Below are 14,406 nucleotides of genomic sequence, written 5' to 3'. Positions count from 1 at the left end.
TTCGTCCAGGCACCGGTAGCGTCGTCGGCATGACACAAGCGATGATCATCGTCGGGTCGGTCCGGCCCGGACGCGTCGGCCTGCCGATCGCCGAGTGGGTGCGCAGGCAGGTCGAGGAGCACACCGACTGGGCGGTCGACTGGGTCGACCTCAAAGAGCTCGCGCTGCCGTTCATGGACGAGCCGAAGCATCCCCGCCTTCGTCAGTACACGCACCCGCACACCATCGCCTGGAGCGAGCGGGTGGATGCCGCGGACCTGATCATCTTCGTGACGCCCGAGTACAACCACAGCGCGTCGCCGGCGCTGCGCAATGCGCTGGACTACCTGAATCAGGAGTGGTGGCGCAAGCCGGTCGGGTTCGTCAGCTACGGCGGGGTGTCGTCGGGCACGCGCGGAATGGTGTCGCTCCTGCCGTCCATCACGGTGCTCGGCATGGTGCGGGTCGGGTCCAACGTCGAGATCACGTTCCCGGCCACGATGATCGAGGACGGCGTGTTCACTCCGACCGAGAAGGAGCACGCGATCATCGGGAGGATGCTGCCCGAACTCGCCGAGCTCGCCGAGGTGCTGCGGCCGCTGCAGAACCGGTAGCGACGATCTCGCGACCGGGCCGGCCGCCCGTCGTTCCGGTCGCCGGCGGTACCGGTCGTGCCGGCTCGGTCAGTGCCGGACGGCGACGGTCATTCCCGGACGCCTGCCCGGGTCATCCATCGTGGCCAGCGCGTGCGGCAGCTCGTCGAAGCCGATCGTGTCACCACGCGTGAGGCTCGGATCGAGGCGTCCCGCGGCGATGTCGGCGAGCATCGCGGGGTAGTCGGCGGCGCTCATGCCGTGGCTGCCGAGCACATCGAGCTCGTCGGCGATCACGCGGCCCATCGGCACCGCCGGCATCGCGTCGCCCGCGAGCAGAAGCCCCACCTGCACGTGTCGGCCGCGCGGGCGCAGGCTCTCGATCGATGCGACACAGGATGCCGCGCTGCCGAACGCGTCGATCGAGACGTGCGCTCCGCCGTCTGTGAGGGAGCGGATGCGCTCCGCCGCGTCGGAAGCGGCCCGGAGCGTCTGTGCACCGAGCGTCTCGGCGGCCGCGAGCGCGGTGTCGGAGACGTCGGTCGCGATGATGCGAGCACCGGCGGCGATCGCGATGACGATGGCCGAGAGCCCGACGCCGCCGCATCCGTGCACCGCGACCCATTCCCCCTCTTGCACCTTCGCCCGCGCGCGCACGGCGCGATACGCGGTCGCGAACCGGCAGCCGAGGCCCGCGGCATCCACGAAGTCCACACCATCGGGCAGCGCGACGAGATTGATCTCGGCGTTCGTCACGACCACCCGATCGGCGAACGACCCGGGCAGGGTGAACCCGGGCTGCGCCTGCCGCGTGCAGACCTGGTGGTCGCCGGTGCGGCACTGGGCGCAGTCTCCGCAGGCGAAGACGAACGGGGCCGTGACGCGGTCTCCTGCCCGGAACGTCGCGACCTCGGGTCCGACGCTCTCGACGACCCCCGCGAACTCGTGCCCCGGGATGTATGGAGGCACGACGGACGCGTCATGCCCGCGCCAGGCGTGCCAGTCGCTGCGGCAGACGCCGGTCGCTTCGACGCGGACGATCGCGCCGTCCGGCGGGCAGGGCGGGGCATCCACGTTCTGGATCGTGGGCAAAGTGCCGAATCGGTCCACGATCACTGCGCGCATGAGCCCTCGCTCCTTTTCTGTGGCGTGATCATTCGAGCGTTCGAGACGGGGATCACGCCACCTGGTCAGTTCGCGCGCTGGGGATGCCGCGGCCGGCGATCGCCCATGGGATGAACCCGAGCAGCACGAAGAACGGGAACAGCAGGAGTCGATGCGGCGCGTCCCCGGAGTCGTTGGCGGCCAGCAGGCTGAACCACACCCAGAGCGCTGCGCAACCCGCGCCGAAGGCGGCGAGATAGGCGATCCGACGACCGCGATTCGTGCCGTCGATCGCGGCGGACGTCGCCGCGATGCCGGCGATGATGCAGACGCCGGCCGGCAGCAGCAGGGCGGTCCACGCGGGCGCGATGGTTGCGGGTTCGCCGGCGTTCCACTGCGTCGTGATGGTGGATGCCACGGCATCCCATGACGCGATGACCGACACGATCAGCACGGCGAGCGGCAGCCAGCACACGACCACGGCGATCATCTGCCGCGTGCGGTCCTGAGCCTCGGTCACCGTTCCAGCCTTGCATACGGGTGCTCCTCCGTCGGGCCTCCGCACGGGCGTGCGCCGGTGCGCTCCCACACCCGACTACCCTTGATTCCTGGCCGCGCTCCGATTTCGACAGAGCGCCCTGCTCCAGAGACCACGCAGCCGGGAATCGACGATGACCCACGCCCCCGAAGACACGACGATCGGCGAGATCGTCGTCGTCGGCGACGGCAGGATGGGGCGGGCGCTCGTCGCGGCGCTGCGCGACGCCGGTGCAGACGTGCAAGGCCCGAGAGCGAGAGGCGAGGACGCCTGCGGCGCCGCGATCGTGCTGCTGGCGGTTCCGGATGCCGCGATCCGCGCGGCCGCGCAGGTCATCGCGCCCGGACCGCTCGTCGGCCACCTTTCCGGTGCAGAACAGCTCGCTGTGCTCTCGCCGCACGAGGGGTTCAGCATCCATCCACTCATGACCGTGACCGCGCAGGGCGCCGACTTCTCGGGTGTGAGCGCCGCGATCGACGGAACCACCGATCGGGCACGCGCGACCGCCGAGCAGCTCGCCCGCGCGATGCGGATGACGCCGTTCCGCGTCGCGCCGGGGGACCGTGCGGCGTACCACGCCGCGGCATCCATCGCCTCGAACTTCGCCGTGACGCTCGAGACCTTCGCCGAGGACCTCGCCGCGACCGCGGGAGTGCCGCGCGAGGCCCTCGTGCCGCTCGTGCGGGCATCGATCGAGAACTGGGCGGCCATGGGCGCCGACGCGCTGACGGGGCCGGTCGCTCGAAGGGACGAAGCCACGGTCGCGCGGCAGCGTGCGGCCGTCGCGGAGCGGCTTCCCGAGAGGCTCGACCTGTTCGACGCGCTCGTCGCGACGACGCGGGAGCTCGCGAAGTGATCATCGTCAAGACCATCGCTGCGCTGCGCGAGGCACTCGACAGCTCGTCCCGCATCGGCGTCGTGCCCACGATGGGCAACCTGCACGAGGGGCACCTCGAGCTCGTCCGCGCGGCGCGCGCGGAATGCGACACGGTCGTCATGACGATCTTCGTGAATCCGACGCAGTTCGAGGATGCCGCGGATCTCGCGCGGTACCCGCGCACGCTCGAGCACGACCTCGCGCTCGCCGAGTCGACCGGGGTCGATATCGTGTTCGCGCCCAGCGCCGAGGAGATGTACCCCGAGGGATTCGCGACGACGGTGCGCGTCGACGGCGCGATCACCGAGGTGCTCGAGGGTGCCGTGCGCGGTCGCGCGCATTTCGACGGCGTCGCGACGGTCGTCGCGAAACTGCTTCTCGCCGTGCTCGCCAGCGTCGCCTACTTCGGCGCGAAAGACGCGCAGCAGGTGGTCGTGGTGAAGCGGATGGTGCAAGACCTCGGCATCCCGACCCGCATCGCCGTCGTGCCGACCGTACGCGACGGCGATGGACTCGCGCTGTCGAGCCGCAACTCGCGCCTCACGGCGACGGAGCGCGAGAGAGCGCTCGCCGTGCCCCGCGCGCTGAGCGCGATCGCCCAGGCATCCGAGACGGAGCGGGATGCGGCATCCCTCCGCGCCATCGGCGACCGGATCTTGCAGGATCTCGAGGTCGAATACCTCGAGATCGTCGATCCCGACGACCTGTCGACGCTGACCACCGTCCATGCCGGAGCGCTCGTCGTCGTCGCCGTGCGCGTCGGTCGCACTCGCCTCATCGACAACGTGTCGATCCCCGCACGCCCTTCACCCCCAAGGAGCGAACCATGACCCGCAATCCCGTGACTCTCGCGCGCCTCGACGAGATGCATCGCGCGGGCGAGCAGATCGTCATGGTGACCGCCTACGACTACGTGTCGGGCCGCGTCGCCGAACAGGCGGGCATCGACATCGTGCTCGTCGGCGACTCGGGCGCCCAGGTCGTGCTGGGCTATGACAGCACCGTGCCGGTCACCGTCGACGAGATGCTGACCCTGGCGAAGGCCGTGCGCCGAGCCGTGCGCACGCCGCTGATCGTGTGCGACGTGCCGTTCGGCTCGACCGAGACGAGCGACGCGCAGGCGATCGAGACGGCGATGCGCTTCGCGAAAGAGGCCGGGGCGCACGCGGTCAAACTCGAAGGGGCGACCGAGGACCGTCTCAGCCGCATCCGCGCGATCGTCGCGGCGGGCATCCCGGTCGTTGCGCACATCGGCCTCACTCCGCAGACTGCGACGGCGCTCGGAGGCCTTCGCGCGCAGGGTCGTGACGAGACGAGCGCGCTGCGTTTCGCGCGCGAAGCGCTGGCGGTGCAGGATGCCGGAGCCTTCGCCCTCGTCGTCGAAGCCGTTCCCGCCGACCTCGTCGCGGCGATCCTGCCGGCGCTGCGCATTCCCGTCATCGGCATCGGCGCAGGAGCGGCGGACGGGCAGGTGCTCGTGCAGCACGACCTGCTCGGCATCACCGAGGGCCACACGGCGAAATTCGTGAAGCAGTACGCGTCACTCCACGGCGAGATGGTCGCGGGAGTCACGGCCTACGCCGACGAGGTGCGCCGCGGCGCGTTCCCGTCCGAGTCGCACACGTACGCCGTGCGGCCCGAGGTCGTCGAGACGGTGCGCGCGGCGCTGAAGTCAGCCTCCGAAAAGTGAGCTGATCTCGGTCTGCCCGGAGTTGAATCGGATCTCGCGACGGTGGGTCGCGGCATCCGGGATCACGGCCGCGATCACGGCGGCGACGTCGGCCCGCGGGACCGACGCGGGCCCGGAAGCCTCGACGTCGATGCGGCCGGTCGGCGCGTCGAGCGTGAGCGCCGACGGCGCGAGGATCGTCCAGTCCAACCCGCTCGCGCGCAAGTGCTCGTCGGCCGCGGTCTTGGCCTCGGCATAGGCGAAGAACGAGTCGTCAGGACTCACACCGTGGCCCGGGCCGGCACCGAAGTACGACACCATGACGTACCGCTGCACCCCGGCGGCGACGGCCGCGTCGATCGAGCGGATCGCGGCATCCCGATCCACCGCGTGCGTGCGCGCCGGATCGCCGCCACCTGCACCTGCCGACCACACCACGACGTCGTTGCCCGCGATGACGTTCTCGATCTGGTCGGTGTCGAACCGCTCGATGTCGAAGACGATCGGCGTCGCCCCGGTCGCGGCGACCTCGGCCTCGTGCTGCGGATTGCGGATGACGGCGGTCACGGTGTCACCGCGTTCGGCGAGCAGGGGCTCGAGCAGGAGTGCGACCTTGCCGTGGCCGCCGAAGATCAGGACTCGTGTGGACATGTCATCCACCCTACGCATCCGCTCGGACACGCTCTCGGGCTTGTCATCGACTGTTCACCATGCGTCCATGGGCGCCGGAGGTACGTTCCCTCCATGACGATGAATGATCCGAGCATCTCCTGGTCGGCGTTCGCGATCGGCGAGTCGGTGCCCCTGGGCCCGGATGGACTGGACGACGGGTTCGAGAGCCAGTTCGCCGTGTCGGAGTTCGACTGACCGGTCAGGCTTCGTGCAGCGTGCGCAGCGCGCCGACCGCCTGATCGTGCCACCGACGTGCGGCGTCGAGCACACCGGTGAAGATCCAGATGTCGTGGATAACTCCGTCGTACTGCACCGCGGTGGCCTCGACCCCGGCGCGGCGGAGCGCCGCCGCGTACGCGGGGCCGTGGCCGCGCAGCGGGTCGTACTCCGCCGTCATGATGAGAGCCGGCGGGAGTCCCTCGTGGTTCGGCGCGCGCAGCGGCGACGCGTACGCATCCGTCGCGCGCGACGCGTCGGGGAGGTACGTGCGCGCGACCGAGCGCAGTTCGCGCAGGGCGACGACCGCGGGAATGCCCATCGCCCACGTCGGGCGCAGGTCGAGGTGCCGCGCGGTGAGGTCGAGGACGGGCACCTCGAGAAGCTGCAGGCGAAGAGGATGCCGCGCTCGATCGCGATTGACGAGTGTCACCGCGGCGGCGATCGCCGCACCCGCCGACGTGCCCTGCACGGCGATCCGAGCGGGATCGACGCCCAGTTCGTCCGCGTGCGCGTGCAGCCAATCGAGAGCCGCGTAGCCCTGCTCGATCTGCGTCGGATACCGGTGCTCCGGCGCGAGCGCGTAGCGCACCGCGACCACGATCACGCCCGCCTCGACGGCACGGCGGCGGTACGCGGCATCCGTCGTCGGGAAATCCACCCCGCCGATGCGGAAGGCTCCACCGAAGAAGGACAGCACTGCCGCGGCCGGCGAAACGAGCTCCCGTGGTCTATAGAGGCGCATGACGACATCGGGGTACCCGTCGACCGGGACGGAGTGCTCCTCGGTCGGCACGTCGGGCGGGGGAGTGCCGACGGTCTCGAGCTCGGTGCGGTCCCACGCGAGGGCGGCACGCCGGTGGCGTTCGCGGGGGGAGAGCTTCGAGGGCTTCGCAGCCTTCGCAGAACCCGTCTTCGCGCCCGGCTTCACGCGCTGCACGGCCTGACCCAGCAGGTAGCGGCGGTGCACGCGCAGGCGCTCGGCGAAGAAGGGATCCAGAGGCATCGCGGCGATTCTCGCAGAGTGATCTGAACGTAAGATCCCGCGGTAGCGTTCTCGGGTGCAGGTGACCCGGCTCCGCGTATATCCGATCAAGTCGTTCGCGGGCAACGACGTCCGCGCGGCCCATGTGCAGCCCTGGGGCCTCGAGGGCGATCGCCGCTGGGCGGTCGTCGACCCGGACGGCGAACCGATCACAGCTCGCGAGGCGAACTCCCTGCTCGGGCTCACCGCCGAGATCCTGACCGACGGCGGCGTCCTGCTCGGCGACGGGCGGTCGGATCCCGTGCGGGTCGACGTGCCGATGGATTCCGCGCCGACCCCGGTCGGACACTCCCGCCAGGGCACCGCGCTGCCGGCGAGCGCCGAGGCCGCGGCGTGGCTCAGTGAGCGTCTCGGGAGGGACGCCCGACTCGTCTGGCAGCCCGACCCGACCGCGCGCATCGTCAACCCGAAGCACGGAGGGCTGCCGGGTGACCACGTCTCGCTCGCCGACGTCGGGCCGCTCCTGCTCACGAGCGAGGCCTCGCTCTCGCAACTCGACGACTGGGCGGGTGAATCGCTCGATATGGTGCGCTTCCGTCCGAACGTGGTGATCGACGGGGATGTGCCCTTCGCCGAGGACGATTGGCCTTCGCTGCGACTCGGCGCGATCGGGTTCCGCGTCGCCGGAATGTGCGACCGGTGCGTCATGACGACGATCGACCCCACGACTCTCGCTCGCGGCAAGGAGCCGATCCGCACGCTGGCGCAGTACCGCAAGAAGGACGGCAAGACCTTCTTCGGGGTCTGGCTCGTTCCACAGGAGCGGGGCACCATCGCTGTCGGCGACGAGGTGACGCCCCTGTAACGCAGCGCGGCTAGGCTCGGCCGCGTGACTGAATCCGCAGACTTCTGGGCCCGCGCCGACCGGCACCTCGTCCGCTATGGCGGAAAGTTCACACCTCGCATCATCACGAGCGCGCGCGGCTCGTACGTGTACGACAGCGAAGGCAGCGGCATCCTGGACTTCACCTCGGGACAGATGAGCGCCGTGCTCGGGCACGCGCATCCCGACATCGTCGCCGCCGCCACCGACTCGCTCGAGAACCTGGATCACCTCTACAGCGGAATGCTGAGTGAGCCGGTGGTGGATGCCGCGACCGCCCTCGCGGCGACGCTCCCGCCGTCGCTCTCCAAGACCCTCCTCCTCACGACGGGCGCCGAGGCGAACGAGGCCGCGATCAAGATGGCCAAGCTCGTCACCGGCAAGTACGAGATCGTGTCGTTCGACCGCTCGTGGCACGGGATGACGTCGGGCGCGGCATCCCTCACCTTCTCCGCCGGCCACCAGGGCTACGGCCCCGCCGTGCCCGGCAGCCTCGTGCTGCCGACGCCGAACGCGTACCGCTCGCCCTTCCGCCGCGCGGACGGATCGTACGACTGGGAGGCCGAGCTCGACTACGGGATCCGCCTCGTCGATGCGGCCTCGTCGGGCAGCCTCGCGGCGGTCCTGATCGAGCCGATCCTCTCGTCGGGCGGCATCATCGATCTGCCGGTCGGATATCTCGCACGCCTCAAGGAGCTGTGCGACGAACGTAGGATGCTGCTCATCCTCGACGAGGCGCAGACAGGGCTCGGTCGCACGGGCACGATGTACGCGTTCGAGCGCGACGGCGTCGTGCCCGACATCCTGACGCTGTCCAAGACGCTCGGTGCGGGGCTGCCCGTCGCCGCCGTCGTGACCTCGGCCGAGATCGAGGAACGCGCCCACGAGCGCGGCTTCCTCTTCTTCACGACCCACGTGTCCGACCCGCTCGCGGCGAACGTCGCGCTCGCCGTGCTGCGCGTGATCGAGCGCGACGGACTCGTCGAGCGCGCACGTGTGCTCGGACTCGCGATGCGAGACCGGCTGCTCGGGATGCAGGAACGCCTCGACGTCGTCGGCGACGTGCGCGGACGCGGGCTGCTGCAGGGTGTCGAGCTCGTGCGCGACCGCGCGTCGAAGGCGCCGGCCCACGAACTCGGCGCCGCCGTCACGGACGAGTGCCTGCGCCGCGGCCTGCACGTCAACATTGTTCAGCTTCCGGGCCTGGGCGGCGTCTTCCGGATCGCGCCGCCGCTCACGGTCGGCGAGGACGAGCTCGCCGAGGGACTCGACATCCTCGAGGCATCCATCGCCGCCGCCGTGAGCTGACGCAGATCGTCATTTCGGGTCGTCGACCGTGCCGGAACGGCTCCGGCCGCGCTCAGCTCACGAAGGTCATTTCTCGGGGTCGTCGACCGTGCCGAACAGGCCCTCGCCGCGACCGGTCAGCGCGTCGTACGCCTCGCCGTACGTCGTCGGCACCTTGCTGCCCGGGTCGAACCGCGACGCGAGAAGCCCCATGAGCCCGCGCGCGGGCGCCGTGAGGGGGCGCTTGCGGTGCTTCTCGTCGGGGATCGGCTTCGCCTCGGCGTTCGGCGGATTGTAGAGCGACTTCGGCTGCGGCCACGCGTACGGCTGCCGGGGCACCGTGAGGTTGACGGCGTTGAAGATGGGGTTGGCCCCGGCATCCCGCGCCGTCAACGGCCGCAGGCCGTGCACGCGGCAGACCGTGTTGATCACCGAGCCGTGGTGCATCTCGTCGTGGATGACGGTGTTCGCCGCGGTGTAGGCGCTCACGACGATCGACGGCACGCGCAGCCCGAGCCGATCGAACGCGAAGCCCATCTCGCCCGGTCCGGCGTTGTCCGGGGGGACGGCGCTCGGCGGAGCGACGTGGTCGTACGTGCCGCCGTGCTCGTCGAAGGTGATGACGAGCGCCGTGTTCATGGCGTTGGAACCGCGAGGGGATGCCGCGGTCCGCACCGCGTCGTAGATCTCCTGCACGAGCGCGTCGCCCGCACGGACGTCGGACCACGCGCTGTTCTGGATCTGGATGCCGGTGCCGTCGCCGAGGTCGAGGTAGCCCTCTTTGAGCTCGCCCCACGGCGGGTGCATGTCGTTGTGGTCGAAGACCATGCGCGGCTCGATGAACGCGTACGCGGGGAGGTTGCCCGTGCGCGCGTCGTGGTGGAACTGCGACATGACGCGGAAGTTCGACTTCCAGTACTTCTGCAGCACGGGAGCGTGCAGCATGCCGGTGAGCGAGACGAGCTGCGACTCGTCGTAGTAGACGCGCCAGCTCAGCCCGGCCTCTTCGAGACGGTTGAAGATCGTCGGGGCTTCGGGACCGTTGATCCACTTGTAGTAGTCGTCGCCCGTGTGGTTGACGACGTACCCGTTCGAGGTGGACGCGTGGAAGAACATGCGGTTGCAGAACGTCTGCGACGGCACGCCCGAGAACCAGCGGTCGTACACGGCGAACTCGCGTGCCAGGGTCGAGACGACGGGCAGCATGTCGGGCGAGAACCCGCCCATCGCGACCTTGTACTCCTCGGGCTTCGGCTCGCGCTTCTTCGCGACCCGGTAGTTGATGACGTAGTCCTTCACGAAGCCGTCGTTCGCGGGCGATTCACCCGGGGCCGGAGCGTTGTACGGATCCTTCTGCCCGTACCGCGCGATGTCGGCGTTGCCCTCGGGTTCGACGATGCCGAACAGCTGCGTGTTGACGTGGGGATACGTCTCGCCGGGGTCGGGCTGCGGCTGCTGCATGACCGAATCGGTCGGGCCCTCGTAGACGTACGCGGGGATCACGGTGCCGTCAGGGGCCTTGTTGGCGTAGTCGCCCTGCAGGATGCCGTCGAACTCGGCCTTGCTCTTCTCCTGCGCCGTGTAGAGATGGCCGAGAAGATTGTCGAAGCTGCGGTTCTCGAACATGACGACGACGATGTGATCGAAGCCCGGCGTGTGCCGGGGTGAGAGGGGAGCGAACTCGGGAGGATGCGTCGTCGCGGCCGCCGTGATCGCGGCACCCGCCGATCCGCCGATCGCGATGCCGGCCGCCCCGAGCCCGGCCTTGCGGAAGAAGTCGCGGCGCGACGTGCCGTCTGCGTTCTCGCGCTTCTCGCCTGCCATCTCCACCGCCCCCGTGTCGCTCCCGAGTCTACGGGGGCGCCGATCGGCTAGTCTCGCGCCATGGCCCCCACGATCCCGTTCGACCGCGGTGCGCGCTACGGCGCGGCCGTCGTGGGCATGCTGTTCGCGACATATCTCGCGATCGCGACGGACTTCTCGGCGATTCTGCAGTCCGAGACGTACGCCGGCACGATCCGCAACGACGTGCCGTTCGTCAACATCTTCCAGTTCGTGCTGATCCTCGCCGCGATGACGGCATCCCTCGCGATCCTGCCGACCTCCGGCATGCGCCGTGTCGGGGGCGTCACCCTGGTGTGGGTCGTGCTGTGCCTGTGGGCGACCTTCGGGCTCGAGCGTGGTGTGGGCAACATCACCGAGCCGGTGGCGTTCTGGGCCTTCGTGCTCAACCAGGGATTCGTCGTCCTGCTCGCGGCCATCGGGGGCTGGGTGATCGCGCGGGGGAGGCATCCGCTCTCCTGGCTCGTCGTCGTGGTCGCCGTCGTGCCGCCGATCGTCGCGCCGATCCTGATCCAGGCCAACTTCACGACCGGCGGGTACGCCCTCGTCATCCAGGGACTCGTCATCGCGCTCGGACTCGGCGCCGTGTGGGCGGCGGTGTGGATCGACCGCGCGGTTTCCGCTGATGACAAGAACCCGTGATCTTGACGTGTCACGAAGGGGTTGCGAGCGCTCGATCGCACGCTGACGACCTCTAGAGTCGGTTCTTGTCGCCCTGCGAACCTCGGGTGACAGGCAGCAGAGGAGCTCCGCATGACACTCATCGGCATCGTCGCCGAGAGGCCCGGTGAGAATCGCGTCGCCGCGACACCGTCGACCGTCGCCAAGCTGCGACAGCTGGGTTACGACGTGCAGGTCGAGACGGGCGCGGGGGAGGCGTCGTCGTTTCCGGATGCCGCGTACCTCGACGCCGGCGCGACGACCGTCGATCGTTCGACCGCGTGGAGTTCGCCGATCGTCTTGAAGGTGGATGCGCCGACCGATGCCGAGATCGCGCTCCTCGCCGACGGCGCGACGCTCTTCGCGCTGCTCGCTCCGGCGCTGCGGCCCGAGCTGAGGGCGGCGCTCGCGACTCGGGGGATCACGGCGATCGCGCTGGACGCCGTGCCGCGGATCTCACGGGCCCAGTCGATGGATGTGCTTTCGTCGATGGCGAACATCGCCGGCTACCGCGCCGTCGTCGAGGCCGCGCACGAGTTCGGACGCTTCTTCACGGGGCAGGTGACGGCGGCCGGGAAGGTCCCGCCCGCGAAGGTCCTCGTCGCGGGAGCGGGCGTCGCGGGACTCGCCGCGATCGGCGCTGCCTCGAGCCTCGGCGCGATCGTGCGGGCGACCGATCCCCGCCCCGAGGTGGCCGACCAGGTCAAGTCGATCGGCGGCGAGTACCTGCCCGTGGATGTCGAGGTTGCGGCATCCACCGACGGTTACGCCAAGGCGACGAGCGAGGCGTACGACCGCCGCGCGGCCGAGATCTACTCGGAGCAGGCCGCCGACGTCGACATCGTGATCACGACCGCGCTGATCCCGGGCCGCGCGGCGCCGCGACTGCTCACGGCCGCGGACGTCGCGTCGATGAAGCCGGGCTCGGTGATCGTCGACATGGCGGCGGCGCAGGGCGGGAACGTCGAGGGCTCGGTCGCGGGGGAGAGGATCGTGACCCCCGGCGGCGTGACGATCCTCGGCTACACCGATCTCGCGGGGCGCCTGCCCGCGCAGGCGTCGCAGCTCTACGGCACGAATCTCGTGAACCTCCTGACGCTGCTGACGCCCGCGAAGGACGGCGTGCTCACCCTCGATTTCGACGACATCGTGCAGCGCTCGGTCACGGTCGTGCGCGACGGCATCGAGACCTGGCCGCCCCCGCCTGTGCAGGTGTCGGCGGCGCCGGTCACAGCACCCGTCGAGGTCGCGCCCGTCGTCACGGAGAAACGGACGATGCCCGGCGCTGCCAAGCTCGGCTTCTTCGTGCTCGCGGCGGCGCTGCTCTTCCTCGCGGCGGCGTTCGCGCCACCACCTCTGCCCCAGCACCTGACGGTATTCGCGCTCGCCGTCGTGGTGGGCTTCTACGTCATCGGCAAGGTCGCCCACGCGTTGCACACGCCGCTCATGAGCGTGACGAACGCGATCTCGGGCATCATCATCGTCGGCGCGATGCTGCAACTCACCTCGAACTCCCTCGTCGTGCAGGTCCTCGCGGGTGTCGCGGTGCTGCTGGCATCCATCAACATCTTCGGCGGCTTCGCCGTCACGCGCCGCATGCTGCGCATGTTCTCGAAGGGTGACGCGCAGTGACCCCGTACGCCATCGCGCAGGCGGCCTATCTCGTCGCGGCGCTGCTGTTCATCCTGAGCCTCGCGGGACTGTCGAGGCACGAGACCTCGCGCCGTGGGGTGTCGTTCGGCATCGCCGGCATGGTCATCGCGATCGCCGCGACGGTATGGCTCGTGCTCGTCGGCGGCGCGACCGACGTCGTGCCGATCGTGATCCTCGTCGTCGCCGTGCTCATCGGCGGGTCGATCGGCCTGTGGCGGGCACGGATCGTCGAGATGACCGGGATGCCCGAGCTCATCGCCCTGCTGCACTCCTTCGTCGGCGCGGCCGCCGTCCTCGTCGGCTGGAACGGAGCCCTCTACGACGGCGGACTCACGGGCGCGCTGCGCGACATCCATCACGCCGAGGTCTTCATCGGCGTCTTCATCGGCGGGGTCACGTTCACCGGCTCGATCGTGGCGTTCCTCAAGCTCTCGGGCCGCATGTCGTCCAAGCCCCTGGTGCTGCCGGGCAAGAACGTGCTCAACCTTGGCGCACTCGTCGTGTTCGCGGGGCTGACCGTCTGGTACGTGATCGTGCCCGACACGCGGCTGCTGATCGCCGTCACGGTCCTCGCGCTCGCCCTCGGCTGGCACCTGGTCGCGTCGATCGGCGGCGGAGACATGCCCGTCGTGGTGTCGATGCTCAACAGCTACTCGGGGTGGGCGGCCGCTGCGGCGGGCTTCCTGCTGAACAACGACCTGCTCATCATCACGGGTGCACTCGTCGGCTCGTCGGGTGCGTACCTCAGCTACATCATGTGCAAGGCGATGAACCGGTCGTTCCTGTCGGTCATCGCCGGCGGATTCGGCATCGCGGCGCCTTCGTCGTCAGGTGAAGAAGACGGCGAGTACCGGGAGATGGATGCCGCGGCCGCAGCGTCCCTGCTCGCCGACACGTCGAGCGTCGTGATCGTGCCCGGCTACGGCATGGCCGTCGCGCAGGCGCAGTATCCGGTCGCGGAGCTCGCGTCGAAACTGCAGGGTCGCGGCGTCGAGGTGAGGTTCGGCATCCATCCCGTCGCCGGCCGTCTGCCGGGTCACATGAACGTCCTCCTGGCCGAGGCGAAGGTGCCCTACGACATCGTGCTCGAGATGGACGAGATCAACGACGACCTCGCGTCGACGTCGGTCGTGCTCGTGATCGGCGCGAACGACACGGTCAACCCTGCGGCCGCCGAGGACCCGTCGTCACCGATCGCGGGGATGCCCGTCATCCGCGCGTGGGAGGCCGAGAACGTCATCGTCTTCAAGCGGTCGATGGCATCGGGATACGCCGGCGTGCAGAACCCGCTGTTCTTCCGCGACAACACCCACATGCTCTTCGGCGACGCCAAGGACCGCGTGGAGGACATCCTCCGCGACCTGTAGATCGCGGGACGTCGCAGACCGTAGGAGAAAGCAGCTGCATCGGCCGGTTCGACGGCCGACTCGTAGCGTTTCTCCTACGGT

15 protein-coding genes are annotated in these 14,406 nt (G+C 69.7%); 10 read left to right on the top strand and 5 right to left on the bottom strand.

Annotated elements, in window-relative coordinates:
- Window positions 1-29 precede the first annotated feature (29 nt).
- Complete coding sequence (locus MA876_RS15885; protein WP_248151731.1) at window positions 30-593, top strand: NADPH-dependent FMN reductase; 564 nt, start codon at window positions 30-32, stop codon at window positions 591-593.
- 69 nt (window positions 594-662) lie between these two features.
- On the opposite strand, the gene MA876_RS15880 is transcribed toward MA876_RS15885, so the two are convergent.
- Both MA876_RS15880 and MA876_RS15875 read right to left on the bottom strand, forming a co-directional pair.
- Entirely contained in the window at window positions 663-1,697 is a 1,035-nt protein-coding gene (locus MA876_RS15880; protein ID WP_248151729.1) for an alcohol dehydrogenase catalytic domain-containing protein, read from the bottom strand.
- Window positions 1,698-1,749: 52 nt separating this feature from the next.
- Window positions 1,750-2,196, bottom strand: a complete 447-nt coding sequence (locus MA876_RS15875) for a hypothetical protein (protein ID WP_248151727.1) — start codon at window positions 2,194-2,196, stop codon at window positions 1,750-1,752.
- 151 nt (window positions 2,197-2,347) lie between these two features.
- On the opposite strand from MA876_RS15875, the gene MA876_RS15870 reads away from it, so the two are divergent.
- From MA876_RS15870 to panB, 3 genes are read left to right on the top strand one after another with little or no spacing between them, the layout of a single operon-like run.
- Window positions 2,348-3,070 (top strand): Rossmann-like and DUF2520 domain-containing protein, encoded by a 723-nt coding sequence (locus MA876_RS15870; RefSeq protein WP_248151725.1) that lies wholly within the window; start codon window positions 2,348-2,350, stop codon window positions 3,068-3,070.
- Window positions 3,067-3,921 (top strand): pantoate--beta-alanine ligase, encoded by an 855-nt coding sequence (gene panC / locus MA876_RS15865; protein ID WP_248151723.1) that lies wholly within the window; start codon window positions 3,067-3,069, stop codon window positions 3,919-3,921. Before MA876_RS15870 ends, panC begins: the two co-directional genes overlap by 4 nt.
- A complete protein-coding gene (panB, locus tag MA876_RS15860; RefSeq protein ID WP_248151716.1) occupies window positions 3,918-4,781 on the top strand; it encodes a 3-methyl-2-oxobutanoate hydroxymethyltransferase in 864 nt (287 codons plus the stop codon). Before panC ends, panB begins: the two co-directional genes overlap by 4 nt.
- On the opposite strand, the gene MA876_RS15855 is transcribed toward panB, so the two are convergent.
- A complete protein-coding gene (locus tag MA876_RS15855; RefSeq protein WP_248151712.1) occupies window positions 4,764-5,411 on the bottom strand; it encodes an SDR family oxidoreductase in 648 nt (215 codons plus the stop codon). The two genes, panB and MA876_RS15855, sit on opposite strands and share 18 nt — an antisense overlap.
- A gap of 93 nt (window positions 5,412-5,504) precedes the next feature.
- On the opposite strand from MA876_RS15855, the gene MA876_RS19150 reads away from it, so the two are divergent.
- Window positions 5,505-5,627, top strand: a complete 123-nt coding sequence (locus MA876_RS19150) for a hypothetical protein (RefSeq protein ID WP_275563255.1) — start codon at window positions 5,505-5,507, stop codon at window positions 5,625-5,627.
- A 4-nt stretch (window positions 5,628-5,631) separates the two neighbouring features.
- Here the strand turns inward: MA876_RS19150 and MA876_RS15850 are convergent, their stop codons facing one another.
- A complete protein-coding gene (locus MA876_RS15850) occupies window positions 5,632-6,654 on the bottom strand; it encodes an alpha/beta hydrolase (RefSeq protein ID WP_248151709.1) in 1,023 nt (340 codons plus the stop codon).
- A 55-nt stretch (window positions 6,655-6,709) separates the two neighbouring features.
- Here MA876_RS15850 and MA876_RS19350 point away from each other — a divergent pair, with 55 nt between their 5' ends.
- Window positions 6,710-7,498 carry an MOSC domain-containing protein gene (locus MA876_RS19350; RefSeq protein WP_248151706.1) on the top strand — a complete coding sequence of 263 codons (789 nt, stop codon included), beginning with the start codon at window positions 6,710-6,712 and terminating at the stop codon, window positions 7,496-7,498.
- 24 nt (window positions 7,499-7,522) lie between these two features.
- The gene (locus tag MA876_RS15840) at window positions 7,523-8,824 is read left to right on the top strand and encodes an aspartate aminotransferase family protein (protein WP_248151704.1); all 1,302 of its coding nucleotides are present in this window, start codon (window positions 7,523-7,525) and stop codon (window positions 8,822-8,824) included.
- 66 nt (window positions 8,825-8,890) lie between these two features.
- On the opposite strand, the gene MA876_RS15835 is transcribed toward MA876_RS15840, so the two are convergent.
- On the bottom strand, window positions 8,891-10,627 hold the full coding sequence (locus MA876_RS15835; protein ID WP_248151698.1) for an alkaline phosphatase family protein: 1,737 nt from the start codon (window positions 10,625-10,627) through the stop codon (window positions 8,891-8,893).
- 60 nt (window positions 10,628-10,687) lie between these two features.
- Between MA876_RS15835 and MA876_RS15830 the strand changes: the two genes are divergently transcribed.
- From MA876_RS15830 to pntB, 3 genes are all read left to right on the top strand, one after another.
- Window positions 10,688-11,287 carry a hypothetical protein gene (locus MA876_RS15830; protein WP_248151695.1) on the top strand — a complete coding sequence of 200 codons (600 nt, stop codon included), beginning with the start codon at window positions 10,688-10,690 and terminating at the stop codon, window positions 11,285-11,287.
- A gap of 111 nt (window positions 11,288-11,398) precedes the next feature.
- Window positions 11,399-12,937 (top strand): Re/Si-specific NAD(P)(+) transhydrogenase subunit alpha, encoded by a 1,539-nt coding sequence (locus MA876_RS15825; RefSeq protein WP_248151686.1) that lies wholly within the window; start codon window positions 11,399-11,401, stop codon window positions 12,935-12,937.
- Complete coding sequence (gene pntB / locus MA876_RS15820) at window positions 12,934-14,325, top strand: Re/Si-specific NAD(P)(+) transhydrogenase subunit beta (RefSeq protein WP_248151684.1); 1,392 nt, start codon at window positions 12,934-12,936, stop codon at window positions 14,323-14,325. The genes MA876_RS15825 and pntB overlap by 4 nt, the downstream gene beginning before the upstream one ends.
- Window positions 14,326-14,406 lie beyond the last annotated feature (81 nt).

The sequence above is a fragment of the Microbacterium aoyamense genome, from assembly GCF_023155855.1.
Classification (GTDB): domain Bacteria; phylum Actinomycetota; class Actinomycetes; order Actinomycetales; family Microbacteriaceae; genus Microbacterium; species Microbacterium aoyamense.
Note: the sequence above shows the minus strand (reverse complement) of the source record. Positions and strands in the feature narration are given on the sequence as shown.